Consider the following 25,951-nt stretch of genomic DNA (forward strand, 5'->3'; position numbering starts at 1 on the left):
TCGCCTTCCTGACCGATCGGTCGGGGCAGCGCCTCGGTTCGTGGCGGGGGGGGATCATGGCGTTTGCGGTTGCAGGACATTCACAGGCAAAAATTTCGCCGGGGCTTCTCGCTCGGGCGCGCGAGGCGGTGGAAAAGTCTCGAGAATTCTTGCTGCGCCGGCAGGCCGTCGAGGGGCATTGGCATTTTTCGATGGAAGCCAATGCGACGATGGATGCGCAATATATCTTCTTCAACCGCCTGCACGGCAGAGAGAAGCCAGCCGAGGAAAAACGTCTCGGCCTTCATTTGCTTGCCACGCAGGGGGCCGACGGCGGTTGGCCGCTTTTCCACGGTGGCCCCGGACACCTATCGGCCAGCATCGAGGCCTATTTTGCCCTGAAGCTTCTGGGGTATTCCCCCGAGGATGAACCTCTGCGGCGGGCGTGCGAGTTCATCCACGGACAAGGGGGGCTTGCGCAGGCTCAGGTCTTCACACGCTTCTTTCTGGCTTTCTTCGGCCAATTCCCATGGGAGGGTGTGCCCGCTCTCCCGCCCGAGATCATGCTCTTGCCGGATCGGTTTCGGTTCTCGATTTACAATATGTCGAGCTGGGCGCGTTCGACGGTGGTGCCCTTGCTCATTCTCGGCCAACACCGTCCCCGTGTCGTGATCCCGGCCGAGCAAGGCTGCGCGGAATTATGGGTTGGCTCCGAAGTAGCTGACGATTTTTCGTTTCCACCGGCGGAAGAGACAATTTCGTGGAAGAATTTTTTCGTGCAGGCAGACAAGGTTTTCCGCTTGCTCGACCGCCTGCCGACCTCGTGGCGTCGAGCCGGGCTGGAGCGGGCCCTGCATTGGGTTCTGGAGCGCCAGGATTGCAACGGAGGTTGGGCCGGGATTCAGCCGGCCATGATCAACTCGGTCCTCGCGCTGCGGGCCATGGGATGCGCCGCAAATCACCCGGCGGTCGTCGCGGGTCTTGAGGCCATCGATGATTTTCTCGTGGAACGAGACGGACACCTGCTTTTCCAGCCCTGTGTTTCGCCCACCTGGGATACCGCATTGATCGTGCGGGGATTGCTTGACGCGGGCGAAAGTCCCGACTCGGAGGCGGTCACTTCGGCGGTGCGCTGGCTTGAAAAGGCACAGATCCGACGGGAGGGGGATTGGGCGGTGAAAAGGCCCGATCTGCCCGCGGCGGGTTGGGCCTTTGAGTACGCCAACGATTTCTACCCGGACGTGGATGATTCAGCAGTCATTCTGATGTCGCTGCACCTCGCCGGTCGCGCCGACACGGATTGCTTCCGGGATGGCTATGCCTGGACTGTCGGGATGCAGAGTCGGGATGGCGGTTATGGTGCGTTCGACGTCGACAACGACAACCACGCATTCAACGAACTACCTTTCGCTGACATGAAGGCCCAGATCGATCCGCCGACCGAAGATCTGGCCGGACGCCTTCTGGAATTGATGGGGCAAACAGGATCCTCGGCGGAGGAACCCCGACTCGTCGCTGCCCGGCGATTTCTTCGCAAAACACAGCAGCCGGACGGTTCCTGGTGGGGGCGCTGGGGCGTTAATTATATTTACGGAACCTGGTCGGCTTTGCTCGGTTTGCGCGCGGTGAATGCGCCCGAGGACGAGGATATGCTGGCCCGCGGTACCTCGTGGCTCAAATCCGTGCAGAACGAGGACGGCGGCTTTGGCGAAACTTGCGCCTCCTACAAGGACCCCGATCTGCGATCGGAGGGCGCAAGCACGGCCTCGCAGACGGCATGGGCGCTGATGGGAATTCTGGCCGGAGAACAGCAGTCGGGCAAAGCGGTCGAGGATGGCATCGATTTCCTCTGCCGCTCCCAGGCTGACGACGGAAGTTGGCCGGAACCTGAATTTACCGGGACGGGTTTCCCGAATCATTTCTACCTTCGTTACGACGGCTACCGTTGTTTTTTCCCCTTGATGGCTCTGGGGCGGTTTGTCGCGATGGCTGAGGACAAAACTCCCTCTGCGTATGCAGGGGCGGAGCAAGCACAATGAAGATTGGTATTGATAGAATTGGGGCCTATGTGCCTTCCGAAGTTTTGCGAGCCGAGGTTCTTGCCGAAGCGCGGGATATTCCGCTCGGGAAGCTCAAGGATGGCCTTGGCGTCCATGCGATGGCCGTCGTCCCGCCCTGGGAAGACACCGTCTCGCTCGCAGCCAATGCGGGCCTTCGCGCGCTCGGCGACGACGTCGCCGCTGAGGAAATCGGGTTGTGCATTGTTGGCACCGAATCGGGGGTCGATCACTCCAAGCCTACTGCAATTTTCGTTCACGAATTATTGGGGCTTCCTTCGAATTGTCGGACCTACGAGGTCAAACACGCCTGTTTCGGAGGGACTGCGGCTCTGCTCACCGCGATGGACTGGATCGCTTCGGGATCGGCACGGGGGCGCAAGGCTTTGGTGATCGCGAGCGATATCGCAAAATATCCTCCGGGGTCGGCGGGCGAACCTACGCAGGGGGCCGGTGCTGTGGCGCTGGTTGTCTCCGAGAATCCGGCGCTGGTCGAAATGGACCGAAGCACGACCGGCGTGTTCGCAGGGCAGGTCCATGATTTTTGGCGGCCTCTCGACCAGACTCAGGCGATTGTTGACGGCAAGTACTCGGTCGACTGCTACCTCGAGGCGCTGGAGCATGCGTTTGCCGACTATGCCCGTCAGCAGGAAAGTGAGGATAACGGAGAGCCGCTGTCCGATCGATTCGCGCGTCTCATTTTTCATGCTCCGTTCCCGCGAATGGCATCGAAGGCGCATACCCGAATGGTTGTGGATGATTGGCAGTCTAATTCGGCTCGGTCCGCCCAGCTCCCGGAAGATCTGACCGAACTGGTGGAGAAGGATGCCGGGGAGCGTGTGGACCCAACTTTATGGGCCACCCGTTTGATCGGGAACACCTACACCGCATCGATGTATTTTGGTCTCGCCGCAATATTGGAGCGAGAGGCGGCCGAGCTGGAAGGCAAAACTCTCGGATTCTTTTCCTATGGCAGCGGGTGTTGTTCGGAATTTTTTGCGGGCCAAATTGTTGAGGGTGCCTCCCGCGTTGCCGAGAAAATTGGTCTCGGCGAATTGCTGGAGAGGCGCAAGGAAGTATCGATGGCCGAATATGAGCGGCATCATGCGAAGTCGGATTTGCGTGCGACGGAAAACCCCGAGAAGCCGGGCAGCCATTTCGCCGGACCAATTTATTTCGCCGGAACCATCGACGAGAAAAGAACATACGCTTCGCACGGTCGTGGGGCCTCGGTGGCGCGGTGATTTGTGGATGAGCTAGGCAAGGCCTACGCCCGCTGCGAAACCATCGCTGCGGCGCACTATGAGAATTTCCGGATTGGGTCATGGCTGATGCCCCGCGGAAATCGTCGTCATCTCGCGGCTCTCTATGCGTTCGCTCGCGGAGCTGACGACCTGGCAGATGAGCCGGATGCCCCGGTGGACCGCCTTGGTGCCCTGAATCGATGGGAAGATGAGTTGGATCGAGCAATCGCAGGGGAGAGCGACGAACCCGTGTTCGTGGCGACCGCCCATACCTTGCAGGTGAAGGATCTGGATATTTCCCACCTGCGCGATTTGTTGCGCGCCTTCCGCTACGATGCGGCCTTCGTCCCTTACGCGGATTATCAGGCCCTTCGTGCTTACTGCGGGAACTCGGCCAATCCGGTCGGCCGACTCGTCTTGCGATTATTTGATGTCCGCGATTCAACAGCTGATGCTCTGTCCGACGAAGTTTGTACCGGCTTGCAGTTGGCGAACTTCTGGCAGGATCTTTCGGTGGATCTGCCCCGCGGTCGAAGCACACTCCCCCTCGCCGATCTGGATGCCTATCCGGGAGCCAGGCTTGCCTTGCAATCGGGAGAGGCCAATCCTGCGTTTCGGGAGTTGATGGAACTGGAGATCGGTCGCACCCGGCGTTCTCTTTTGTGCGGCTACGAACTCGCGTCCATTTTGCCGCGGAGGGCGGCTTTTGAAATTCGATGTTTCACGGGTGCCGGCCTTGCGATTCTGGACAGTATCGCGGCGGGAGTTGAGGATTTATTGAAGCATCGCCCGATTGTTCGGAGTTGGGATCAAATCCGGATTTTCACGGGAGCCTTGTGGCCGCCGCGTGAAATTCGTTCGGCAAAAATTGCCCTCGCAGAGGTAGAAAGATGTTGAGTGAAACAGTAGCAGTCGCGTCTCGAACAGGACTGGAACAGCTGGAATCTGATCTTGCGGTTTGTCGGGATGTTCTCAAGCGGAGTCAATCCAGCTTTCGCTTCGCTTTCCTCTTGCTCCCTCGCACGGAAAGAGATGCCCTGTCCGCGGTTTACGCCTTTTGCCGCGCGGCTGACGATATTGCGGATGAAGCTGGCGCGACCAGCTCGCAAGATCGCCTCGATGCGTGGCGGCGCGAGGTTGACCGGGCCTTCAACGGCCAGCCGGCCCATGCAATCGGCCGAGCTCTCTCATGGGCGATCGCCACATTCGCGCTGCCCCGGCAGCCTTTTGATGATTTGATCGATGGTGTCGTGACGGATCTCACCGTCGATCGCTACGAAACCATCGAGGACCTCGAGCTCTATTGCTACCAAGTGGCGTCGACCGTCGGTCTTCTCTGCGTGCGGATCTTTGGAGTCCCTCTCGGGCAAGCAGACCCCTACGCGATCGCGTTGGGGAAGGCTTTTCAAATAACAAATATTCTCCGCGATATCGGAGAAGATGCAGAACGTGGGCGTATCTATCTGCCGCTCGCAGATCTGCGCGTGCACGGCTGCTCCGAGGAATCAATTCTGGAAAGGCGTCGCACGCCGGAACTCGAAGCCGTGATCCGGATGGAAGTCGCTCGAGCTCGAGAATTTTACGCTCTGGCCGAATCACTGAAGCCGCGCGACCCTCGCTTCCGTCAGGCTCTGAAGCCGGCGGAAGCCATGCGTGCCGTATACAGCGCGCTGCTCGATCGGGTCGAGGCCGCAGGAACAGGTGTTCTGGACCGTGAAGTGAGAATCTCGAAGCCGGGTCGTGCCTGGCGGGCCGCACGGACCTGGTGGGCGGCGGCTCCCAGGGAGAATTGATGCGCGACGATCCCATCCTGATTGTGGGCGGCGGCCTCGCGGGATCTTCCAGTGCGCTTTTTCTGGCCGACGCGGGTTATCCCGTGACCTTGATCGAGAAGCGTCCGTTCCTCGGTGGGCGAGCTTTTTCCTTTGTGGAAAAGGGGGGCGCCGTGATCGATAACGGGCAGCACGCTCTGCTCGGCTGTTATCATGAGACACTTGGCTTGCTGGAGCGAGTCGGGGTGGGCGATCGGCTCTATCGACAAAAAGGAATCGAGCTCGAAATGCGCGAAGTCGGGCGACGTTCGATGCTCACCGCAGGCGGGATGCCGGCACCCTTTCATCTGCTGCGAGCATTGGGTCCTTTTTCGATGCTGACCTTGCGCGAGCGGGTTCAGGCGGCACGTGGTGCAATCGCTTTTGTCCTTCGTGCTCGTATGAGGCCCGAGGCGGTCGCTCGGGAGACTGTGGAGCAGGCTTTGATCCGGGCCGGGCAATCGGAACGGGTCCGCGAGGTTCTTTGGTATCCGGTAGCCCTCGCCGCTCTCAATGATGATCCCGCTGTGGCCTCGGCGACCCTTTTTGCCGAAGTCGTGAAGCGGGCTTTTCTGGGTCGGGCGGGCGATGCGGCAATCGTTTTGCCCGGTGTTCCGCTTTCGGACCTTTTTGGTGCGCCCGTGACAGCGGCGTTGGCGGAGGCGGGGGTCGAGGTGCTGACGGGGGCGACGGCGAAAAATATCCTTCTCCGAGCCGACGGGCGGGTGGCCGGTCTGACCTTGAATAGCGGTGAAGAGCGGCGGGGCCGCGGGGTGATTCTGGCAACGACGCCGGGCGCGCTGGGCCGTCTGGAAATCGACGACCGTCCCTTGACCGAGGTGCTTGGGGGGATCCCGGAAAGCCTTGAGGCGACAGCGCCGATTGTATCGACCCATGTGTCGCTGCCGGCTCCGGTGGACCTGCCCGCGGTAGTCGGGTTGATCGGGACGACGACCCAATGGGTATTCAATTCGGACCGGATCCGGCAGGACCGCACGGATGGCACCGGTCTTCTTTCGTGCGTCACCAGCGGTGCTCGCGAATTGGACGGCGTGCCGGACGCAGAAGTGAAGGCAATCGTGGCACGAGAACTGGGAGAACTTCTCCCCGAAGTGCACGGTATGTCCGTGGAGCATATGCATGTGGTTCGAGAGAGACATGCGACGATGGCGCCCACGCCGGTTGCCCATGCGGAGAGACCTTCGGTGCGGACGACCGTTCCCGGGCTCTTCCTCTGCGGAGACTGGGTTCAGACCGGGCTTCCAGCCACGTTGGAGAGTGCGACGATGAGCGGCCGTATGGCGGCGGAAGCCATGGTGGCGGAAGCACCGAAGGCAGCGTCCGGGGCCGCTGCGTGATCTCGCTTGCCTCTTTGGCCGCAATTTCTTTTGTGGCCTGGGTTTATCTCGCCTTCGCTCATGGGCGATTCTGGTGTGGGGATCAGCGTTTGGAGGGCGGCGAAAGGGCACCGGCGAAGTGGCCGGATGTCATCGCGATCGTGCCGGCCCGAAACGAGTCTGCCGTGATTGAGCGCTCGCTGCGCTCACTCCTCCAGCAGGATTATCCCGGACAATTCTCGGTGATTTTAGTCGACGACGAGAGTAGCGACGATACGGCTGGGGTGGCGCGAGCGTGTGCCTCGACAGTCGTGAGTGATGTGCCGCTGCAGATCCTGTCGACGTCCCCGAGGCCGACGGGTTGGGTTGGCAAGATGTGGGCCCTGGAAACAGGCGTTTCCGCAGCGGGTCGGCCTGCAGGCGAAAAACAAGCGAGTTGGTTCCTGCTGACGGATGCGGACATCGAGCATTCGCCGGGGAATCTTCGGCGCCTCGTGGCGCGGGGCGAGTCGCAGAAACTTTCACTGGTCTCTCTGATGGTGCGACTCGAGGCGGAGCAGGGCTGGGGGCGGTTATTGATCCCCGCGTTCGTCTATTTCTTTCAAAAGCTCTACCCCTTTCCGAAAGTCAACGATCCAGCAGATTCTGTCGCGGCGGCCGCGGGTGGCTGTATGTTGGTCCGACAGGCGGCCCTGGAAGCGGCAGGCGGCGTCTCTCCGCTGCGTTCGGAAATTATCGATGATTGTGCCTTTGGTCGCGCGCTCAAGGCGCAGGGGCCCATCTGGCTCGGATTGACCGAGAGTGAGCGCAGCATTCGTCCCTACGTCGGCCTCCGTGAGGTCTGGGATATGGTCGCGCGCAGTGCATTTACCCAATTGAACTATTCATGGGGACTGCTTGCCGGAACCTTGCTCGGTCTCTCGCTGCTCTATTTGGTTCCGCCCCTGGCTCTCGTCGCAGGGGTTCTTGCCGGCGACGGCGTGTGGGCACTTTGGGGTTTGGGGGCCTGGTTGCTCATGGCAGCAACTTTTCTGCCGACGCTCGTCCTCTACGGACGCAGCGCATGGCTGTCATTGGCCCTGCCTTTGGCCGGAGTCCTCTACGCGTCGATGACCTTTGATTCCGCCTGGCGCCATTTCCGGGGACGGGGTGCCTATTGGAAGGGACGCGCTGGTGCCGGTTCCGACACCGTGACGGGCTAGTTGGTCCGGAAACGCGGTACCTGCTCTGCAGGCGATGACCTGTGGCCAGCTCTGGTTCAGACCGGCACGGCGTCGGGCTTGCCGCCCGGGCGCGGCCCGAACTGATAGCGAGCCATCTTCCACATATCCGACGGGCTGGAACCGAGATGACGGACCACGCTGGGCTCGAATCCGGAGTGCATCTTGCAATTCAGGCAGCGCTCGTCCTTGCGGCTTGCCCAGTAGTCCCAATCGACATCGTTCCAGAAAGATTCCCAAGTCGGGTAGAAGCGTTCGCCGACAAGATAGCAGGGGCCTTTCCATCCGCGTGGCGTCCGTGTCGGGTTGCCCCAGGGGGTACAGGGGTAATCACGAAGCCCGGCCGCAAACTCCAGAAAGAGCGGGGTCGAGGAAATCGCATAGGATTTCGACAGCTGCAGGACGCGTTTGAATTTCTTCTCGATCTCTTCGCGGAACATGAAATGTTCTTCGCCGCCGGTGATCTTTTCGTAGTGGTATCCCGGTGAGACGAGGATGCCCTGCACACCCATCGGGCTCAGCATCGCGGCGAGTTCTTCGAGTTCTTCCAGACTGGTTTCGCGATAGACGGTGGTGTTGGTCGAGACAGAGTACCCCCGGCGGAGTCCTTCCTTGATGCCCTCGATGGCGGCATCAAAAACGCCCTCTTTGGCGCAGACCATATCGTGAGTCTCGCGCATGCCGTCCAGATGGACGTTCACCAGGAGACGCTTATGGGGCTTCGCTTTTGCGTAGAAGTCATCGAGCTCGAGCCCGTTGGTGCAGAGAATGACCTGTTTCTTGCGGGCGATGCAGCCTTCGATCAACTCGACGATCTCAGGATAGAGCGTCGGTTCGCCGCCGCAGATCGAAACTACAGGGGCTCCGCATTCGTCCACCGACTTGAGGCATTCTTCCAGAGAGAGGCGATCGGCCAGTTTTCCTGTGTGGCGCTCGGGCAGGCAGCCAATACAAGCGAGATTGCAGGTGTAGAGAGGCTCCAGCATCAGCACGATCGGGTAGCGTTCATTCCCCGCAACCTTGTTCTGAAACTGCCATTTGGCCATGTCGGTCGCGATATGGAGTGGGAACCTCATTTTTACATCCTCCTCAGAAAGTCCAGAACAGCGCTGCAATCGGCTTGGTTTGAAGCAACTCTGACCGTCAGGTCAGTAGCCCTCACGCAGCGTTCTGGCAAGCGCGGGGATCAGAGCCGCGTGAGCAAATCCCATGGTTTTGAAGGCGCGACGTGTGCCTCGTGCGATCGAAAGCAGATTCCGCAGTTTTCGGGGACTGCCGAGGGCTTCGGCGGCGATCCCCAATTGCCCCCGCAGCGAGGCAGGATCCCTGTTGCCGAAATCGGGCAGGCTGTCGCGCGCCCCGTCGGAGATGCCGCGCAGGACCAGCGCAGGGACCTGATTTGCGGCGGCGACCCGCAGAATCTCGGCACTTTCCATATCAACGGCGATCGCTCCGGTGGTCTTCGCCAGGCTGGATTTGTCGCGCGGGCGATGGATGGGTTGGTCTACCGTCAACAGAATTCCGGTGCTGGTGGAAATCCGGCTTCCACCCACCGCAGCGCGGGCGGTTGCCAGGAGCGTGGGCGCGGGGTGGAGGCCGGGGCCGGCGGGCTGCTCGGGAGAGCGTACCTCGTGGGGAAGAATCAGGCTTCCGGGGCGAATGGCGGAGGACAAAGCGCCTGCGAGGCCGGTGGCAATGATCGCTCTGGGTCCACACTTCACGATTCTTTCGGCGGCCTTGCGAGCCGGGGTCGGGCCCACGCCGGTCTGGACAATCCAGGTGGCCACGCCGGCGACATCACCTGCGAGCCCGAAGAGTCCTTCGTGGTCGAGGCGCTGGCGATTCTCGAGGATATCTTGCAGGCCTCGAGTTTCCACCGGCATCGCGACCGTGAGAACGATGGTTGGCTGGTTCATCATAATCGGAACCGGAAGCCGGCGACGAGAGCCTCATCGCTTTGCAGAACTTTCACCCCGGCATCGGTGAGGCCCTTGGCGAGGAGGTTGAAGCCATTATTGGCGTTGCTCACCGGCTCGAGTGCAAAGAAAGGCTCTGCGGGTGGGGTGAACAAGATGATATGTCCCAATGAGGCGTCGCTCTCGATCTCCCCGGTGACCTCACTTTTGGGCCAGCGGAGCTTCGCTCGATGGTTCCAGCCGGCAAAACAAGTGTCGAACCCTCGGTCGGGAAGCGGGCGCATCGGATGGAATTTCTGCTCGGAGCGCAGCTCCTGCGCGGCTTCCTCGGGGCTGAGGTCGCGATAGGCACCGGTTGCCGAGAATTCCAGTTCGACTCGCTCTGTCGGGTCGAAAAGGGCGCGCTGAAAGTAGGGATGAAAGCCCGCTCCAGCGGGCATCGGTTTGTCTCCGGTGTTGGTTACGGTCAACTCTGCCGTGAGGGTGTCGTTGCTGAGGCCGTAGATGATTTGGGCGCGAAAGGGGAAGGGGAAATCGAGGTCGGCGAAGTCGGTGCTGCGGAACGATAGCTGCAAGTGGTCCGACGTCTGCTTCTCCAGAGTCCAGGGTCGCTTTCGTACACAACCATGAATCGCGTAGCCGCCGTCGGCGTTGGCCTGAAGCTGATAGTGCTCCCCCTGAAAGGAGAACTGGGCTCCCGTGAGCCGATTGGAGAAAGGCACCAGGAGGAATGAGGACATGGCAGAGGAGTTTCCGGCCCGGATTGCCTCGGGCGGGGTGGGCCGCAGGACGGGTATCCATTCCCCGCCGTGCCGGAGTGCGAAGGCGGAGATGCTGGCACCGGCTTCCGGCTCGATCGCAAGTTGGAGTCGGGAGTTTTCCAGATGGAGAGTTTGCATGAAATCCGTTTGCCCCGGTTGAGGAAAGCGAGTGGGGTACACGGGCCGGTTGGCTGGGGAGCCTTTCGGCAGGTGCCGCCTTCAGTCCTTAGCGTGTAATTGCATGTGGTCTGCAATAAATCTAGAAAACAGGGATGGAACTTCGCGATGTCGTCCTGCTGCTCGCGGCTTCCATTCCGATTGTCTTCGTATGCCATCGGGTAGGTGTGCCGAGTCTGGTCGGTTTTCTGCTGACCGGCATCCTGCTGGGCCCGGAGGGAACTGGATGGGTCCAGGATGCAGAGGTCGTCGAGCGCCTCGGGCAGGCAGGCGCCATTCTCCTTCTTTTTGCAATTGGTCTGGAGCTTTCGGTGGCCGAATTGGCCCGCCTCGGCTGGCGGGTTCTGTTGGCGGGCGTTGGCCAGATTCTGTTGATGGGGTGCCTTGCCTTCGGTTTTGCTCGAATTGCCGGCTGGGCTGGTCCCTCGGCCGTATTGCTGTCTTTTATTCTGGTGCATTCCAGCACCGTGGTCGCTCTGAAGCTCTTTGCGGATCGTGGCCAACTCGACGCCCCACAAGGTCGCGTCGCGACCGGCATTCTGGTGCTGCAGGATCTGTCGGTTGTCCCGATTGTGTTGCTGATTCCGCTGCTGGGCAAACCGGAGGGCATTGATCTTTCGGAGATTGCACGCGCCCTGGGCACGGCCTGCGTCGTGGTTGTAGGTATCGTCGCGCTGGCGAGGGTCGTCTTGCCAGCCCTGCTGCGCGAGGCTGCCGGGCTGGGACTTCGCGAACTCTTTACGGTCACGGTCGTTCTGATCTGCCTCGGTACGGCCTGGCTCGCGGAAAGTATGTCTCTCTCACTGGAGGTGGGAGCGCTGATCGCCGGGCTGGTTCTTTCCGACTCCGACTATTCACACCAGGTCTTTGCCGATATGGCGCCGCTTCGGGATGTCTTTGCGAGCCTGTTTTTCATCTCCATCGGAATGCACCTCGGCTACGAGTTCCTGATGACGCATGCTGTGGAAGTTCTGCTCGGCGCCGCCGGGTTGATGCTTGGCAAGATCCTCATTTTTCTGGTGCTTCTCTTGCCCGTCCTCGGTTCGCTGCGTCTGGCGCTCGTCGTGGCCGTGGGCCTGTCTCAGTTGGGCGAGTTGGCCATCATCCTTCTCCAGATAGCCGGGCCGACGGGCCTTTTTCCGCCCGGCGCACAGGAACTTCTGGTCGGCATTGCCGTGATCACATTCGGGGTCTCGCCCCTGCTGCTGGGGCCGGCCGAGAGGTTGGGTTTGTGGTGGCAGCGTCGGCGCGGGACGACTCTGGATTCTCTGGCGGACGAGCCGCCGGTCGACGGACATGTCGTGATTCTGGGTTATGGGTTGAACGGACGCAATCTGGCAAAAGTTTTGCGCGAGACGGGCGTTCCCTACCGCGTCGCTGCTCTGAACCCTGCCCGCGTCGCAGAGGCGCGCTCGCGCGGAGAGCATGTCGTCTTCGGGGATGCGACGAGTCGCGAGGTTTTGGAAACTCTGGCAGTTTCGCGGGCGTCGATCGTGGTCATCGCGATCTCCGACGCGGTGGCCAGTCAGCGGGCAACCGGACTGGTTCGGGAGCTGAACGCCTCGGCCGCTATTTTGGTCCGCACGCGCTATGTCACGGAGATGGAGCCGTTGCGGGCTCTGGGTGCGGATGAGGTGATTCCCGAGGAGTTCGAGACCTCGGTCGAGATTTTTGCCCGAGTTTTGCGCCGTCTCCATATCCCGCGCAATGTGATCGATTTGCAGATCTCCTTGATTCGCCAGGACGGCTACGAGATGCTGCGTGGTTTGGACTTGCCCGGTCAAGGCCTTCGCGATGTGCAGAAACTTCTCGTGGCAGCGATGACCGAGACCTACCTCGTCGAGCCTGCCTCGGCGGGTATCGGTCGCACGATTCGCGATCTGCAATTACGGGAGCAGACCGGCGTTACCTTGATTGCGGTCGTTCGCGGGGGACTGCCGTCGGCCAACCCCGACCCGGATTTTCGAATCGAGGAAGAGGATGTCCTCGTCCTGCTGGGGGATCATGCGGGTTTGGAAAGGGCGTTTCAGGTTTTGGGCGGAAACCCCGAGAACTGAGTTTCGCGCAGTCCTTCGTCAGAGAGCCCTCAGGGCGCGGACGAAGAACTTGGCAAAGCGTGGACCGTCGATTGCCGTGGCACAGCGGATTTTCCGTCCCTTGGGGTCTTCGTAGGTTCGGAAGACATCGCCATCCCAGCCCGTGCTGATTCCAAGATCTTCAAACTCGCAATGAGATTCATCGAGTGCGCAGGCAAGTGCCAGCGGGTCGTGCAGAAAGGCTGCATTGCCGGAAAGATCACCCACGAAGCCCTCGAAAAGGGATCGCTGTATGGGGGTCCAGCGGTCGAGAGCCCGCAGGATGGCGGCACGTGCCGGACCGGCGCCATCGGCGAGACGATCGCGGTCGTCCGGCGTAAGCCATGTCTGCAAGGTAACGTCGGCGGTCACCAATCGGGTCGGAATTTGCGCCTCGAGAACGATCGTCGCGGCGGCTGGATCGGAGCAGATATTATAGTCGATGCCGAAGGGAAAGCTTTTTTGACCGAATGTAATCTCGCGCAGGTGGCCGCCCATGATCGTCAGTTGCGGGATTTTCGCGGCCGTCTGAGGTGCCTCGAGAATGAGTCGGGCGATATTGGTCAGCGGGCCCACGGCAACCACTTCCGCTTGGGGATGCGTTTCGATCATCCGTGCGAGTGCCGCGACGCCCGTCTCTGTCGGCAGCGCGTCCCGATCGCTTTCGTCGAGAATACCGTCCCCTTCCTGGCCGTGCCAGAAAAACCGCTTTTCGTCATCTACGGGATCGACGGTACCCGCAAACACGGGAATTCCGGATTGTCCGGCGAGGCGTGCCAACTTCCGTGCGATCCGGGCACGGCATGCGGTATCCCCCGAGACTGTCGTGATGCCGATCAATTCGATCGACGGCTCCGCCAGTGCCAGTCCCAGGCAAAGAGCGTCGTCCACATCGCTGCCGATATCTGTGTCGAGAATGATTTGCTTCATCGAATTTCCAGTTCCTCGATGGTGGCCGCGGGCTCGGAAATCCACGAGCATCCGGTGTCGATGGCCGTCAGAGACGCCGTGACTTCACCAACAGCGGCGACTCGGGCCGCACCGATCGTGCGTCGCAAGATTTCCACACCCGCGATTTGTACCGTGGTCTCCCATGCGGCCAGGTCGCGTGCTCCTTCGCTATAACCACGCCAGAGCGCGGCGGCGCGACGACGCAGAGAGGATTCGTCCTTGAGTGCAATGGCGGCGAGCCCGAGGTGGCCGAGCAGCAAGCCGGGGTCCAGCGCCGCACAGCCCATATGGGCGATCTCTGCATCGAGCAGCTTTGTGCCCTGCGCGGAAAGGAGAATATTTCCCGGCTGCGGGTCGGCGTGCACCAGCACGAGCTCCTCGTCCCGGCACTGCTGATGGAGAGCGGTGATGCGACGCTGTAGCGGCTCGTCGTCACGGAGATTGCCTGCGCCCTCGCGGACGGGTTGGGGCAGGGGGAAGTCATTATCGCCAAAGGGCAGCTCGAAAATATGCGCGAAGTGAAGCTGGCGCATATCCTCGTTCCGAAACTTCGATCGCAGAACCGCTTGGTCCTGTGTGCTTTGGTGGACGCGCCCGAGCAGACCCCCGATGGTCTCGAGTGCCGAGGTGAGGTCGCGTGTCGACAGTAGCTCGTGGTCGAGGCGGGGGCAGGTGCCGAGGTCTTCCAGAACGAGAACGCGCTGGTCGGGGTCGAAGTCGAGGATTGTCGGACAGCAGTGGTCCGGATCGACTGTGGCGGCATGGCGGATCCACGATGCTTCGATGAGGATTCTTCGGGTATCTGCCCGGTATTGGGGGAATTTCTCCAATTGCTCGCGTGCTTGCTTGATGATCCAGCTCTGACCGTCGGGCGCTCGCACGCGCCGAACCCAATTGATATTCCCGTCGCCGGCGGACTCGACCGCACAGGGGGTTCCCGGTGGGATCAGCCCTCGCTGGCATAGGAAGTCCACAACGGAATCCTCATTCAGCGCTATCGTTGGAGAATCCTCCCGCAAGTTTTCCACCATCGGAGCTTCGCGTGCCGCTCCGATGGATGCAACAGTGAGACCCAGTGGGTCGCGATAATGACAATCCCCCCCGAACCCCGGCGGTCGCGGTTTTGGGGCCCCTGGACCCGGATTCGCAGGGCTTGCGGGACCAGACCCTACAGCCCGCGGAGGTAATTTCACTTCGGGACTCGGATTTTGCCGAGAAAATCGCTTCCTGCGCATCTGACCTCCTGATCTTTTTGAGCGAAGGTGACTCTCTTGCGCCCGAGGCTCTGGTCCGCTCTTCGCGAGCGATGGCCGGAACGGCCGCGGCGGTCGTGATGCGAGCCGAAGGCGTGGATTCGTTCGGTACACCTGATCAGAATGTTGGTTCCAGACCGATCGACGAGAGCGAATTTCTGCTTCGCTGGGTCAGCGGCGTGCCTTTGGTCACCAGTCAGGTGATGCTGCGACGCAGTCGCGTCCAATCAGCATTGCGTCTGCCGGGCGTCTCGCGGCCCCGGGAGGTGATCGCGGCGGTCATCGCGCGCCACGAAACACGATTCCTCGACGAGATTCTGGTGCGCTGCGATGGTACTTCTCGCGGCGCGGAATTCCCCGCGAATCTCCTCGCGACAGATTTGTTGGAGGACTTTTGTTTTCGGTTAGGTGGGGGGCGCTGGGCGGATCCTCGTGCACGAGCGCAAGTCCGCTGTCGGCTCGCGGATGCGTTAGGGGAGGGCGCCGGAGACGAAGGAGTCGTTCGGGTCCTGCGTGATGCCGCAGATCAGCTTGCCGGCGGAGAGGCAACGAGAGTTTCACCGCCAAATGCCCGACGATCCTTCGCCGGGATTCCGCGGGGAACACTGCCCATGCCCCCGGCAGCCGTTGCGCAAGATTGGGACCGGCGAGCGGATCAGAACATCAGCCGCGAGGAACTCATGGCCGCGATGAATGCGCGCGCAGACTTGCGCGAAGATATCTGCCCCACGGCGCGGACGGTTGAAGGACTTCGGCGAGGTCTCGCGGGCCTGGCGTCGGGTGCGGTGCGGGCGGATCGATCGGACGCACCCACCCAAATGCTCATGCCGGAACCCGACCGCTCAGCAGAGGACGGCCTGGAGCGCCAGCCGTGTGTGGCCTTGCAGGTGCCCTCGCTCGGATCGGGCGGTTTGGAAAATATTGTCGCGATTCTCGCGCGTCGACTCTCAGCGCAGGGATTTCGCGTGCTGGTGATCTGCGACAAGGCCGGAGGCATCCTGGCCGAAGAACTCGTGGCCGAAGGCCTGGAGGTTTTCGTTCTCGGGGAGCAGGACCCGGAGGGCGAGTTGGCGGTTCTTTTTGCGGATCAAAATGTGGATGTTCTCTCGGCACACTATTCGTGGTTGGGGGTTCCGGCTGCGGCCGCGCAGGACATTCCGGTCGTGATGACGGTGCACAATGAATACGGATGGATGGGTGCCGCAGCTCATGAAACCGTTTGTGCGCTGGACTCTCTGGTCCACGGTTATATCGCCGTGAGCCAGACCGTTGCGGATTTTCACGCAGCACGCTTTTCGATTGATCCGGGTCGGATTGCCGTTGTCCGGAATGCGGCAAGCGACCGCTTGCGGGTTTTGGGCACAACCCACCGCGAGGCGAAACGAGCCGAACTGAACCTCGACCCCGAGGCCTGCGTCCTGCTGTTGGTTGGCCGTCTGGAACCGGTCAAAGGACAGCTCTTGCTAGCCGAGGCCGTGGCTCGATGCGCCCGGCAGGGGCTTTTCTGTCAGGTGTTACTGGCTGGCGAGGTGGGCGACTCTCTTTACGCGGCGCAGTTGGAGAAACGTCTCGAGGCATTGGACCTGACGAAGCATTTCCGGATCCTGGGGGAGCGCTCCGATGTCCCCGAGTTGCTTGCAGCGGCCGACTTTTTTGTGCAGCCCTCGCTCTTTGAGGGCTTGAGTTTGGCCGCTGTCGAGGCCTTGCAGGCCGGGGTTCCGGCGGTTCTGGCCCCAACAGGCGACGCGGGCTTTCTCCTCGGCGTCGACGATGCGGAACCCGCAGGTCTTGTTTTCGATCGAACGCCCGCAGATCCGCATCTCGTCCATTCGGAGATCCGTTTTCGTGAGGCTTCCGCGCCTTCGAGCGCAGACATTCAGGCACTCGCAGCAGCCTTGCAGGAGGCAACGACAAGAAAGGCGATGCTTGGTCGCGGCGCGGTCCGGCGGGCCGAAGAGTTACGCGAGCTTCTGAGTCCGGATCGGATGGTAGGGGCGCATGCAAGTTTACTCAAGCAGGCCGTGGCGGCAGGTGGCCTCTCTCATCTCGTCGATTTTCGTCGCGAGTTGATCGATGAGGCGGAACGGCTGGAATCAGAGTTTCAACTCCAGCGGCAAATGCAGCTGGAGGAAGCGGAGGCGAGACAAGCTCCTCCGCCGAGTCTTCTGAGTCGTTTGCGGGAACGATTCAGACGCTCTCGGTGATGGCCACGCGGCTCAGAATCGCTGCGGCACGTGCTTTCCAGGTGTGGCGTTCGGCTGCTTGACGGAGCTGATGGACGCGCTCGGGCGACCGCCCCTCGGCGACTGCTGCGTCGAGTTGCGGCAACCAGTCCTCCGCGCCTTGCGCGACCCTGACGGAGTTCTCCTTTCGGCACTCCTGCATCGCGGTTGTGACTGTTGGGCACCCTCCCGCCATATATTCAAAAAGCTTGAGTGGTGAGACGGCGTTGGTCAGGTCATCAACGATAAAGGGAATCGTCGCGACATCGAAAGCGGCGAGGATCGACGGCAAATCTGCGTAGGGGCGGGGGCCGATCAGGTGAACGTTGGGCAATTCGCCCAGCCCGCTGGCGGCAGCACTCCCATCGTGATCGGGGCCGACGAGAACGAAGCTCCACTTGGGGCGCGCCAATGCGGTTCGCCGGATCAGCTCATAATCGACCCAACGGGCCAAGGCTCCGAAGTACCCGATCACCGGGCCGGGCAGATGGTCGATCGATGCCTCGGGAATCACGCCTGCGGTTGCGAAGTGGTCGAAGTCCACGCCATTGGGCACGAGGAGAACGTCAGGTCGTATCTCGACTATTTCCTGCACGAGGCGGTCGGCGGTCGCGACCACGAGGTCGGCTTCGCGGACCAGGCGCGCATGCTCCCGGCGCAGACGTTCTTGCGGACCGCCAAAGACTTCCAGCACATCGACTGATTCATAGACGATTCGCGCCTCACGAAAGTATGCCGCCTCATAACCATTATACGGCATCGTGAAGACGATCGGGGACTGGACGCCATCAAACGCGCACAAGGGAACGGAGCTCAGGATGACATTCGGTGCGATCTCCCGGAGCCGCGGGCCCTCGGGGTCGTCGTAATCGTGCAGGCAGAAGAAGACCAGATGGTCCAATTGGCCGAGTGCCACTGCCAATTGGTGCGGGCGTTGGAAGAGGTCGATCGCCCATCCGATATTGGGCGGAAAAATCACCACTTCGCCGCGGGGACCTTTGGCAATCCGCTCTGTTATTTCCGCAGCAAAGCGCGCGGTATCGTGGCGATTCCCCTCATGAGGTCGCCAGTTGCAGGCCCATTTGTCTTCGTAGATCTTGCGATTCTCTTCATGGAGGCTGCGGTACTTGGCATCAGCCATTTTTCGGAAACTGGCCCGCCCGGCGTGATGAATATAAGCCTCTTCCGCGCAACTGACCCGGTAACCAGCCGCTCGGACGCGATGGGCATAGTCGTCGTCCTCGAACATGCCGATGCCATAGCGTTCGTCGAGGTCGCCGATTTTTTGATAGACGGCGCGCGGCATGGCGACGCAGTACATCGCCAGGACATCGATCGGATAGAGCATGTCTTCGTGTTCGTTACCCCAGGACTGGGCAAACTCGACAAGGCCCCCGAGATCGCGATAGCCGGCGTCCTGTCGTGCCTCGTTCCAGACGTTATTGGTGACGGGACCGATCAGCCCGATCTCGGGATCAGCTTCGAGATTATGGATCAGACGGCTCAGCCAACCGCGGGGCAGAACGGTATCGTTGTTCAGCAGCACGAGAAAATCACCGGAAGCGCGTGCGAGGCCCTGATTGTTTGCCGCCGCAAACCCCCGATTTTCCTTATTCAGGACGAGAGTGATGCGAGGTTCGCCTGCCGCCTGCTCTTCGAGATAGGCGGGAGTTTCATCGGTCGAGCCGTTGTCGACCAGAATTGCTTCCCAGCATGGCCATGAGGTATTCGCCCGCAGCGAGTCCAGGCACTGCCGGGTGAAGCCGAGATTGTTCCAGGTCACGATGATAATGCTGATTTTCGGGAACATATCGTTCACGATGTCGGCCATTGCGGCCCCGCGTGATTGCCAGGAGTTTTCTCTCGCGAAGCGTCGGCGAGCCGCAACGACGGTCGCATCCGAGCCCTCGAGCGCCTCCTCGAGCTTGCGTGTGAAGCTGGCCGGGTCGTTTGCCTGCTGGAACAGATTCCCGTGCGGCCGCAGTTCCGGAAGATCGCTGGTGACAACAGGCTTGCCGGCCGCCATGTATTCATAGGCCTTTACCGGGTCCGTTGCTTCGATCAGGGGCGTGGACTGGAAGGGAATGGTGGCAACATCGAAGCGAGCGAGCCAGGCGGGGAGTTCGCTGTAGGGCTTCTCGCCCAGAAAATGAACGTGTGGCAAGGCCTTGAGGTCGTCATGTTGGGGTGCTCCGAAGGTGGAGCCAATGAGCAGAAACGTCCACTCGGGGTGCTTGGCCGCGGCATCACGAAGCAGATCAAAATCGAACCATGCGGAAATAGCGCCGAAGTAACCGATCACCGGCCCCTCGATTTTGGGAAGACCGGCCGGCGACTCCGGCGAGGGGTTGGCGAAGTGATCAAAGTCGCCGGCATTGGGGATTCGGTGCAAGGGCTTGGCCGAGAAGGCCAACTTCGTCGCCAGCGCGCGCGAGGTGACGACGATCGCGTCCGCGTCCTCGGCGAGGCGCTTTTCGCGGCCGATCATCTCGGCGTCGTTGGTGGCAAAGCCCTCGTGGTCGTCCATGCAATCGTAGAGAACCCGCCAGCCTCGGTCGCGAAGCGCCAGTGCTGCATCGCTCCAGAACGGCAACTGCACGATGGATGCGGCCGTCGAGATGCCTTCCCGTCTCGCCAATTCTCGCAGCGACGCGACCAATGCGGCCTGATTGGCCTCATTGAGGGTGTCGGTATAGAGGTTGCAAGCCTCGGCCATGCCGGGTTTGACGCGGAAGATGCCTTTCTCGATCAGCGACAGGCGTGGTGCGGCTCCAGGCTCGAGGTGTGCGCCCGTGAGCAAGGAGTCCGGGTCGATCCAGAAAATGCGGTGGCCACGAGCGGCCAGCGCCCGCATGAGCTGTTGGGGGCGCTGGAATCGGAAATCCCAGTCAATAATCGGAAAGCAGATGATATCAACGGATGCAGCACGGTCTTCGATCTTGCCGGTGGTTGCGAGCAAACCTTCCTCCGAGACCACCCACGGCCGAGGTTTGGGCGGCAACCCGACCATCTTCCGCAAGCGGGTCCGGATCGGATACGGAATATGCCGTCCGATATGCTCCTGGCCAGCCCTGAGGAGCACTCCTCCGAGGCGGCGATAAATTCGCTGTTGCGTCACCAATTCCCTCGCTACACCTTGCGCGCACGGCACTCAATGACCACCTTTTCGGATACCTGATGTCGAACGAAGCCCATGGGGAATTCTCGCCTGACGAGAGCCTGACGGCGAGCCTCGAGGCTCTTGAGCCCGAGTTGCGCTCTCGGCTGAAGGCGACCCTTCTCGATGATATGCTCACCGAATACGACGCTCGATTCCTGGTGGATTTCGTGCAGGGGCTTTCGGTTGAATTCTCCGAGGCTTTCCTTGAGGTTTTTCAGAACTGGGCGGTGGAGGAAGAGGCTCATTACGCGGCCTTTCGCGGCATTTGCAAACTCTTCCGACCGGGATTGCAGGCGGATCTGGATGCGCGCCGACCGGATTTCGGGGGCATCGAGCATCTTTTCGGCAGCGAGTTCGAGATCCTATGTCTGCTGGCCTATGACGAACTGGCGACAATTCGGGGCTACCGCGGGAATCTGCCGCTCTATGACCTTCTGGGCGCTCCCTTCGGGTCGTTCCTCCGAACCGTAGTCGCGGACGAGGGGCGCCATTACGCGTCGTTCCGACAACTTTTATTCGATTGTCACGGCGACAAGCTTGCAGATGCCCCGGCGATTATCCGGCGGATTCGTGGTGCGGACGGGGCCCCATATCAGTCGACTTTCGTGCTGGATCATGACGATCCGATCTATGGCACCGAAATTTTTGACGAAGCGGCAGCGGTTCTGGAACGTCAATTGACCCAAAACCTGCCGGCGGCCTGAAGGTAGAGTCGCGTGCTGCTGCGTTCTTTTTGTGTCAGAGGAAACCTGTGAATCGCGATCGAATGATAGCTTCTCTCGATGACGGACCCTGGGACGTCATTGTGGTCGGCGGAGGAGCCTCGGGCCTGGGAATCGCCGTCGATGCCCAGAGCCGCGGTTACCGGACGCTCCTGCTCGAGAAATGGGACTTCGCGAAAGGAACCTCGAGCCGTTCCACCAAGTTGGTGCATGGTGGCGTGCGCTACCTGCAGCAGGGCAATGTATCGCTGGTCCTCGAAGCCCTGCGCGAACGCGGCCTGTTGTGTCGTAATGCGGCTCATCTGGTCCACGATCTGGCTTTCATCGTACCCCGATACCGATGGTGGGAAGGTCCTTTTTACGGTGTGGGGCTGAAATTATACGATCGCCTCGCTGGCAAGCTCAATCTGGCCCGTTCCCGAATTCTCGATCGGAAGACCACCATGGCCAAGATTCCCAATGTGGAAACCGAAAGTCTGCTCGGCGGGGTCCAGTACTACGACGCTCAATTCGACGATGCGCGGCTCGCTCTTTCTCTCGCCATGACGGCCGCGGACGAGGGCGCGACTCTGCTCAACTATATGTCGGTGGATCGGTTGTTGAAAAAAGATGGTCAGGTGGTTGGGGTCGCTGCCACCGATGCAGAGACCGGCCGCCAGCATAATTTGCACGGCTCGGTCGTGATCAATGCTACCGGCGTTTTTACTGATTCCGTGCGTCGCCTCGACGATTCCCGGGCCGGTGTTACCGTCACGGCGAGCCAAGGCGTGCATATCGTCCTCGACCGCAGCTTTCAGCCCTCGGATACCGCGATCATGGTTCCACAAACGGATGATGGCCGAGTTCTATTTGTCATTCCGTGGCATGATCGGTGTCTGGTGGGGACAACCGATACCGAGGTACCCGAGGCCGATATCGAGCCCCGGCCGATGGCCGAGGAAATCGAGTTCATCCTGCGCAACGCAGCCCGCTATCTGGACCACGACCCCAAACAGGAAGACATCCTGAGTTGCTTCGCCGGGCTGCGGCCGCTGGTGAAGGCTGATGCGGAGACAGGCGGCACGAAGTCCATTTCACGCGAGCATTCGGTTCTGATTTCGGAATCCGGATTGGTCACGATCGTGGGTGGCAAGTGGACGACTTACCGGAAGATGGCCGAAGATACCGTCAATGATGCGGCGAGTATTGCCGGGCTTGAGGAGAGGCCCTGCCGGACCGAAGAGCTGCATCTCCACGGCTGGATGGACCGAGATGATCCAGCTTTGCCCGCAGACGGACATATGGAGATGTACGGGTCAGATGCCGCAGCGGTCCAGACGTTTCTGGCCGAGTTCCCCGATGGAGAGACTCTCCTGCACCCGGATCTGCCATACTCTCGAGGGCAGGTGGCCTGGGCCGCGCGGTTTGAAATGGCACGCACGCTCGATGATGTCCTCGCACGGCGCACACGTTGCCTTTTGCTGAATGCACGCGCGGCGATAGCCGCCGCCCCCGATGCGGCAGCGATTCTCGCCGCAGAACTTGGACGTGACGAGGCTTGGCAAAACCATCAGGTCGAAGCATTTCGGGCGCTCGCAGCTTCCTACCTGCCCTGATCGCGCCCAAACGGCCGGAGATGGCCGGTCGACTTTTGTCGCTGTGCTCGAGAGCACAAAAAAAGCCCGGACCCCTTTTGAGGGCCCGGGCTCTTTGCGAAGCAAACGCGCTTTTTAGAGTCGCGCTCCGACGGCAAAGCCGAAGAGGCGTGGCTCAATGGTGAACACGTTTGTGAAGTTGGCGGTCGCGGCATCAGAGACATACATGCCGGTCACGTTGTCGTCGTTGAGGATGTTTTTCACATAGCCTCGAACGAACCAGCGACCTTCAGCATCTTCGAAGATCATCTGTGCATCCCAACGGTACCAGGACGGAATCTTGTCCAGAGGCGCGTTGTAGATACGACCCCACATGGCGCTCTGCCAGTAGAAGTCCGTACGAGGTGTGATGTCGATTCCCAGAGACTCGATCGGGAACGTGTACTGAGCGCCGAGGCTGAACGAGAACTCAGGTGCGTTCGCCAGCTCGTTGCCCTTCAGGTTGTACTCATACTCGAGCGACTTGCCATTCTCCGGGTTGCTGGAGATGTTTTCGGCCTCGCCCGCTGCGTTCGGAACCGATTCCATGGCTCCACAGTTGAGCAACGTGGGCGCTCGCTTCTCTTCGCCGTTGTGAACCACGTTGGCAAAGGTGATCGGCTCGTTGACGAAGTAGTTGTAACCACCGTCTCCGATGCCATCCAGCCGCCCATCGAAGTAGGCGTCAAAGAACTTCTCCTTGTTGACGACGCAGGGCTGCGCGAAGATGGAGTCCTTGCCCAGATAGTTCGGGTTTGTCCCTGCGCCAGATTGCTCGTAGTGGCGCTCGCCATTGGGGTCGCGCGGATCTGCGGTTTTGAAATCCTCCGAGATCTTGCTTCCCAGGTACGAGAAGTTGAAGTTGATCAAAGCGCCCGGCAGGACCGGCGGCACCCAGATCGACTCAAGCTCGAGACCCCAGACGAAGGCGTCGGTGTTCTCGTTGAGTGCGGTACGGTTGGCAATCTTCGAGACTTGATAATCCTTGTAGTCATAGAAGAAGGCCGTGAGGTTGGCCTGCAGGCCCCAGTCCAGAATCGAGTTCTTCGCGCCAATTTCATAGGCGTTCACGAACTCGGGTGCGAACGTATCGGCGACTCCGCCGAATCCTGGCTGTTCCGGGTTGACTGCGGGGTTGAAGCCGCCGGGACGATAGCCTCGTGACCAGCTGAAGTAGGTCAGAGTCTCATCCGTGAAGGGCAGCTCGGCCGCGTAGTCGATCACGAAACGACCGGTGAAGGCGTTCCAGGTTTCCTCGGTGGGCGAACCCTTGAGGACGCGAGCCATGTTGTAGGTCGGAATTTGCTGTCCCGGCAGGAAGCAGCGCTCTTCGCCGTTCTCGTCGATGAAGCAATCCTGCGCGCCCGGGAAGTCGGTCACGCCCGGGAAGCTGGGACCCACAGGTGTGAGAGTCTCGCCTCCGGTACCAATGCAGAGAAGGTCAGCACCGCCGAGAGGGAGAGGCGTAGCCGACTGGGCGAGAGGGTCGGTGTTGATCAGGCAGAGCTGGTTGGGAGGTGTCCCGACAGCGCCACCGCCAGCCAGAGAGTTGAACAGCGTGGATCGGTCCGAAACGCTCTTCTGATCGTAGTTCCAACGGAAGCCACCGGTCAGTTTCAAGGACGGGGTCACGTCGACATAGCCTTCGGTGTAGAAGCCGAGGCCTGTGCGATCGTAGCTGCCGGTCGCGTTGTCAAAGAAGCTGGGATAGAGTCCCGAGAGCCCGATGTTGGGGATAGGACCCTGCGGCTGAATGATTGGCGTAGCGTTCACAGCCACCGCTTCCAGCGTGTTGGAGAGGACGCGATAGCCGCCCTCGCTGTGTTCCGAGGTGCCGTTGAAGCCGGCGAGGAAGTTGAACATCCCCTCCCAGTCCGAGCTGATCCGGCCTTCGCCGTACCATGTGGAGTTCTCGCCCCAGCTCTGGTCGTAGCCGAAGGTGCGATCCGACCAGCGAAAGACCTCGTTGGCATAAATGCCTTGGAGGTTCTCGTCAGAGTTGTTGAAGGGCTTGGGGCCCGAGACCGGCAGAACACCCTGCGGATAGGTTTCGGTGGGCTGGAAGGTCGCGCCAACATCCATGTTGTAGTCCTGCGAGGACAACAACGTACCGCCCGAGTAGCCACCGAGCAGGTTCAGGTTCAAATCAAACGGCAGTTCCTGATCGATGTTCATCATGTACAGGTTGCTTTCCTGCTTGTAGATCGGGTCCATGTCCGTGTAGACGGTTCGGAAATCATCATTGAGACGTTTTTGGATTTCGGGAGATGCCGTCTGGTACGGGTTCGGATCCAGTGCGGGATAAAGCTCATTTCCCTGCGCATCATAGACCGCTTTGCCGTTGCCCCAGGGGGCGAGTCCGCCGTAGGAGGAGAACAGGCTTCCGGCCACAGCCTGTGGGTAGGCGCCTCCGGCCTGCATGGTGTCGACCGTGCCGCGCCAGTCACAACCCAATTGGGGGGTCGATGTAGGGTTGCACCGCTGGTTGGTGATGCGCGCACGGTTGTCGTTTTCGCTGAAGCGCTCCCACATGAAGTAGGCGCTCGTCGATTCCGTGATTTCTGCCGCGATGGTGCCGCGAATGCTGTAGAGGTCACGGCCGTCGACGGTGTCGCCGCCGACATCGCTGCCGGTGTAGAGGTTGTCGATCATGCCGTCCCGCTGCAGCGAGAGCCCTGCGAGGCGGATGGCGATTTTCTCGCCAATGGGAATGTTGACCGCACCGCGAACCTTGAAGGTATTGTAGTTGCCGTATTCGACCTCGACATCGCCACCGAACTCTTCGAGTTGCGGCTTGGCGGTGATCACGTTGACCACACCACCGGTCGCGCTTTGGCCGTAAAGGGTTCCCTGCGGACCACGCAGGACTTCGATACGCTCGAGGTCAAAATACTCGGCCGCGAAAATCGGGCTGGGCAAAGCCGCTTCGTTCACGTGGAACGCAACACCCGGAGAACCCGATGCGGCGACGGTCCCCGATCCGATACCACGAATCGAGAAGTTCGATCCGGTAAAGTTCGTTTTCGTGAAGTTCACGTTCGGCGCTGTGAACTGCAAGTCACTGAAAGTCGTGATCTGCTGGAGTTCGAGAGCCTCGGCGTTGAAGGCCGAAACCGCGATGGGGACCTCCTGCAAGGACTGTGATTTACGCTGGGCCGTGACGACCATCTCTTCGATGGCGGCGCGCGGTTCGCGCTCGGGCGGCGTATCGAACGCCTCGAGCTGATTTTCAGCTTCCTTTTCTGGAGCAACGTCCAGGTCCTGTGCGTAGGCGCTGCTCGCAAATGATGCGACGAGCATGGCGATCGCAAAGTACTTTAATGTCCTCATGGATTCCCCCTGTTGGTTCGGTCTGAAGCTGCCGGATTTGGTTCGATCTGGAACGGTTTGACAGCGAATCACACTCATTATCGCGGTCCTCTCAAAAAGCAACGAAAATGGCTCTCTTGATCG

17 protein-coding genes are annotated in these 25,951 nt (G+C 60.7%); 10 read left to right on the forward strand and 7 right to left on the reverse strand.

Annotated features, from left to right (window positions below; genetic code table 11):
* The first annotated feature begins 56 nt into the window (after positions 1-56).
* Genes shc through P8K07_17410 form a run of 6 tightly spaced genes read left to right on the forward strand, consistent with a single transcriptional unit; the run spans position 57 to position 7,630 of the window.
* Positions 57-2,018: a squalene--hopene cyclase gene (gene shc, locus P8K07_17385; protein ID MDG1960296.1), complete on the forward strand. Its 1,962-nt coding sequence runs from the start codon at positions 57-59 to the stop codon at positions 2,016-2,018.
* Positions 2,015-3,280, forward strand: coding sequence for a hydroxymethylglutaryl-CoA synthase family protein (locus P8K07_17390; GenBank protein ID MDG1960297.1), 1,266 nt, complete (start codon positions 2,015-2,017; stop codon positions 3,278-3,280). Before shc ends, P8K07_17390 begins: the two co-directional genes overlap by 4 nt.
* 3 nt (positions 3,281-3,283) lie before the next feature.
* Positions 3,284-4,177, forward strand: a complete 894-nt coding sequence (gene hpnC, locus P8K07_17395) for a squalene synthase HpnC (protein MDG1960298.1) — start codon at positions 3,284-3,286, stop codon at positions 4,175-4,177.
* Complete coding sequence (hpnD, locus tag P8K07_17400; GenBank protein MDG1960299.1) at positions 4,171-5,073, forward strand: presqualene diphosphate synthase HpnD; 903 nt, start codon at positions 4,171-4,173, stop codon at positions 5,071-5,073. The genes hpnC and hpnD overlap by 7 nt, the downstream gene beginning before the upstream one ends.
* Complete coding sequence (hpnE, locus tag P8K07_17405; protein ID MDG1960300.1) at positions 5,073-6,449, forward strand: hydroxysqualene dehydroxylase HpnE; 1,377 nt, start codon at positions 5,073-5,075, stop codon at positions 6,447-6,449. Before hpnD ends, hpnE begins: the two co-directional genes overlap by 1 nt.
* The gene (locus tag P8K07_17410; GenBank protein MDG1960301.1) at positions 6,446-7,630 is read left to right on the forward strand and encodes a glycosyltransferase; all 1,185 of its coding nucleotides are present in this window, start codon (positions 6,446-6,448) and stop codon (positions 7,628-7,630) included. The genes hpnE and P8K07_17410 overlap by 4 nt, the downstream gene beginning before the upstream one ends.
* A gap of 56 nt (positions 7,631-7,686) precedes the next feature.
* Here the strand turns inward: P8K07_17410 and hpnH are convergent, their stop codons facing one another.
* The 3 genes from hpnH to P8K07_17425 form a co-directional block, all read right to left on the reverse strand.
* Positions 7,687-8,724: an adenosyl-hopene transferase HpnH gene (gene hpnH, locus P8K07_17415; GenBank protein ID MDG1960302.1), complete on the reverse strand. Its 1,038-nt coding sequence runs from the start codon at positions 8,722-8,724 to the stop codon at positions 7,687-7,689.
* A gap of 72 nt (positions 8,725-8,796) precedes the next feature.
* Positions 8,797-9,567 carry a hypothetical protein gene (locus P8K07_17420; GenBank protein MDG1960303.1) on the reverse strand — a complete coding sequence of 257 codons (771 nt, stop codon included), beginning with the start codon at positions 9,565-9,567 and terminating at the stop codon, positions 8,797-8,799.
* On the reverse strand, positions 9,564-10,463 hold the full coding sequence (locus tag P8K07_17425) for an aldose 1-epimerase (protein MDG1960304.1): 900 nt from the start codon (positions 10,461-10,463) through the stop codon (positions 9,564-9,566). Before P8K07_17425 ends, P8K07_17420 begins: the two co-directional genes overlap by 4 nt.
* 134 nt (positions 10,464-10,597) lie before the next feature.
* Here P8K07_17425 and P8K07_17430 point away from each other — a divergent pair, with 134 nt between their 5' ends.
* On the forward strand, positions 10,598-12,559 hold the full coding sequence (locus tag P8K07_17430) for a cation:proton antiporter (GenBank protein ID MDG1960305.1): 1,962 nt from the start codon (positions 10,598-10,600) through the stop codon (positions 12,557-12,559).
* Positions 12,560-12,577: 18 nt separating this feature from the next.
* Here the strand turns inward: P8K07_17430 and P8K07_17435 are convergent, their stop codons facing one another.
* Together P8K07_17435 and P8K07_17440 are read right to left on the reverse strand one after the other, a co-directional pair.
* A complete protein-coding gene (locus P8K07_17435; protein MDG1960306.1) occupies positions 12,578-13,507 on the reverse strand; it encodes a nucleoside hydrolase in 930 nt (309 codons plus the stop codon).
* Positions 13,504-14,502 (reverse strand): phosphotransferase, encoded by a 999-nt coding sequence (locus tag P8K07_17440; protein ID MDG1960307.1) that lies wholly within the window; start codon positions 14,500-14,502, stop codon positions 13,504-13,506. The genes P8K07_17435 and P8K07_17440 overlap by 4 nt, the downstream gene beginning before the upstream one ends.
* Positions 14,503-14,603: 101 nt before the next feature.
* On the opposite strand from P8K07_17440, the gene P8K07_17445 reads away from it, so the two are divergent.
* Complete coding sequence (locus tag P8K07_17445; protein ID MDG1960308.1) at positions 14,604-16,985, forward strand: glycosyltransferase family 4 protein; 2,382 nt, start codon at positions 14,604-14,606, stop codon at positions 16,983-16,985.
* On the opposite strand, the gene P8K07_17450 is transcribed toward P8K07_17445, so the two are convergent.
* Positions 16,969-20,121, reverse strand: coding sequence for a glycosyltransferase (locus tag P8K07_17450; protein MDG1960309.1), 3,153 nt, complete (start codon positions 20,119-20,121; stop codon positions 16,969-16,971). The genes P8K07_17445 and P8K07_17450 overlap by 17 nt on opposite strands.
* A 59-nt stretch (positions 20,122-20,180) precedes the next feature.
* On the opposite strand from P8K07_17450, the gene P8K07_17455 reads away from it, so the two are divergent.
* Both P8K07_17455 and P8K07_17460 read left to right on the forward strand, forming a co-directional pair.
* Positions 20,181-20,867, forward strand: a complete 687-nt coding sequence (locus P8K07_17455) for a hypothetical protein (GenBank protein MDG1960310.1) — start codon at positions 20,181-20,183, stop codon at positions 20,865-20,867.
* Between the two features lie 47 nt (positions 20,868-20,914).
* The gene (locus P8K07_17460; protein ID MDG1960311.1) at positions 20,915-22,480 is read left to right on the forward strand and encodes a glycerol-3-phosphate dehydrogenase/oxidase; all 1,566 of its coding nucleotides are present in this window, start codon (positions 20,915-20,917) and stop codon (positions 22,478-22,480) included.
* Positions 22,481-22,594: 114 nt separating this feature from the next.
* On the opposite strand, the gene P8K07_17465 is transcribed toward P8K07_17460, so the two are convergent.
* Entirely contained in the window at positions 22,595-25,828 is a 3,234-nt protein-coding gene (locus P8K07_17465; protein ID MDG1960312.1) for a TonB-dependent receptor, read from the reverse strand.
* Positions 25,829-25,951 lie beyond the last annotated feature (123 nt).

It is taken from the genome of Candidatus Binatia bacterium (genome assembly GCA_029248525.1).
Classification (GTDB): Bacteria; Desulfobacterota; Binatia; order UBA12015; family UBA12015; genus UBA12015.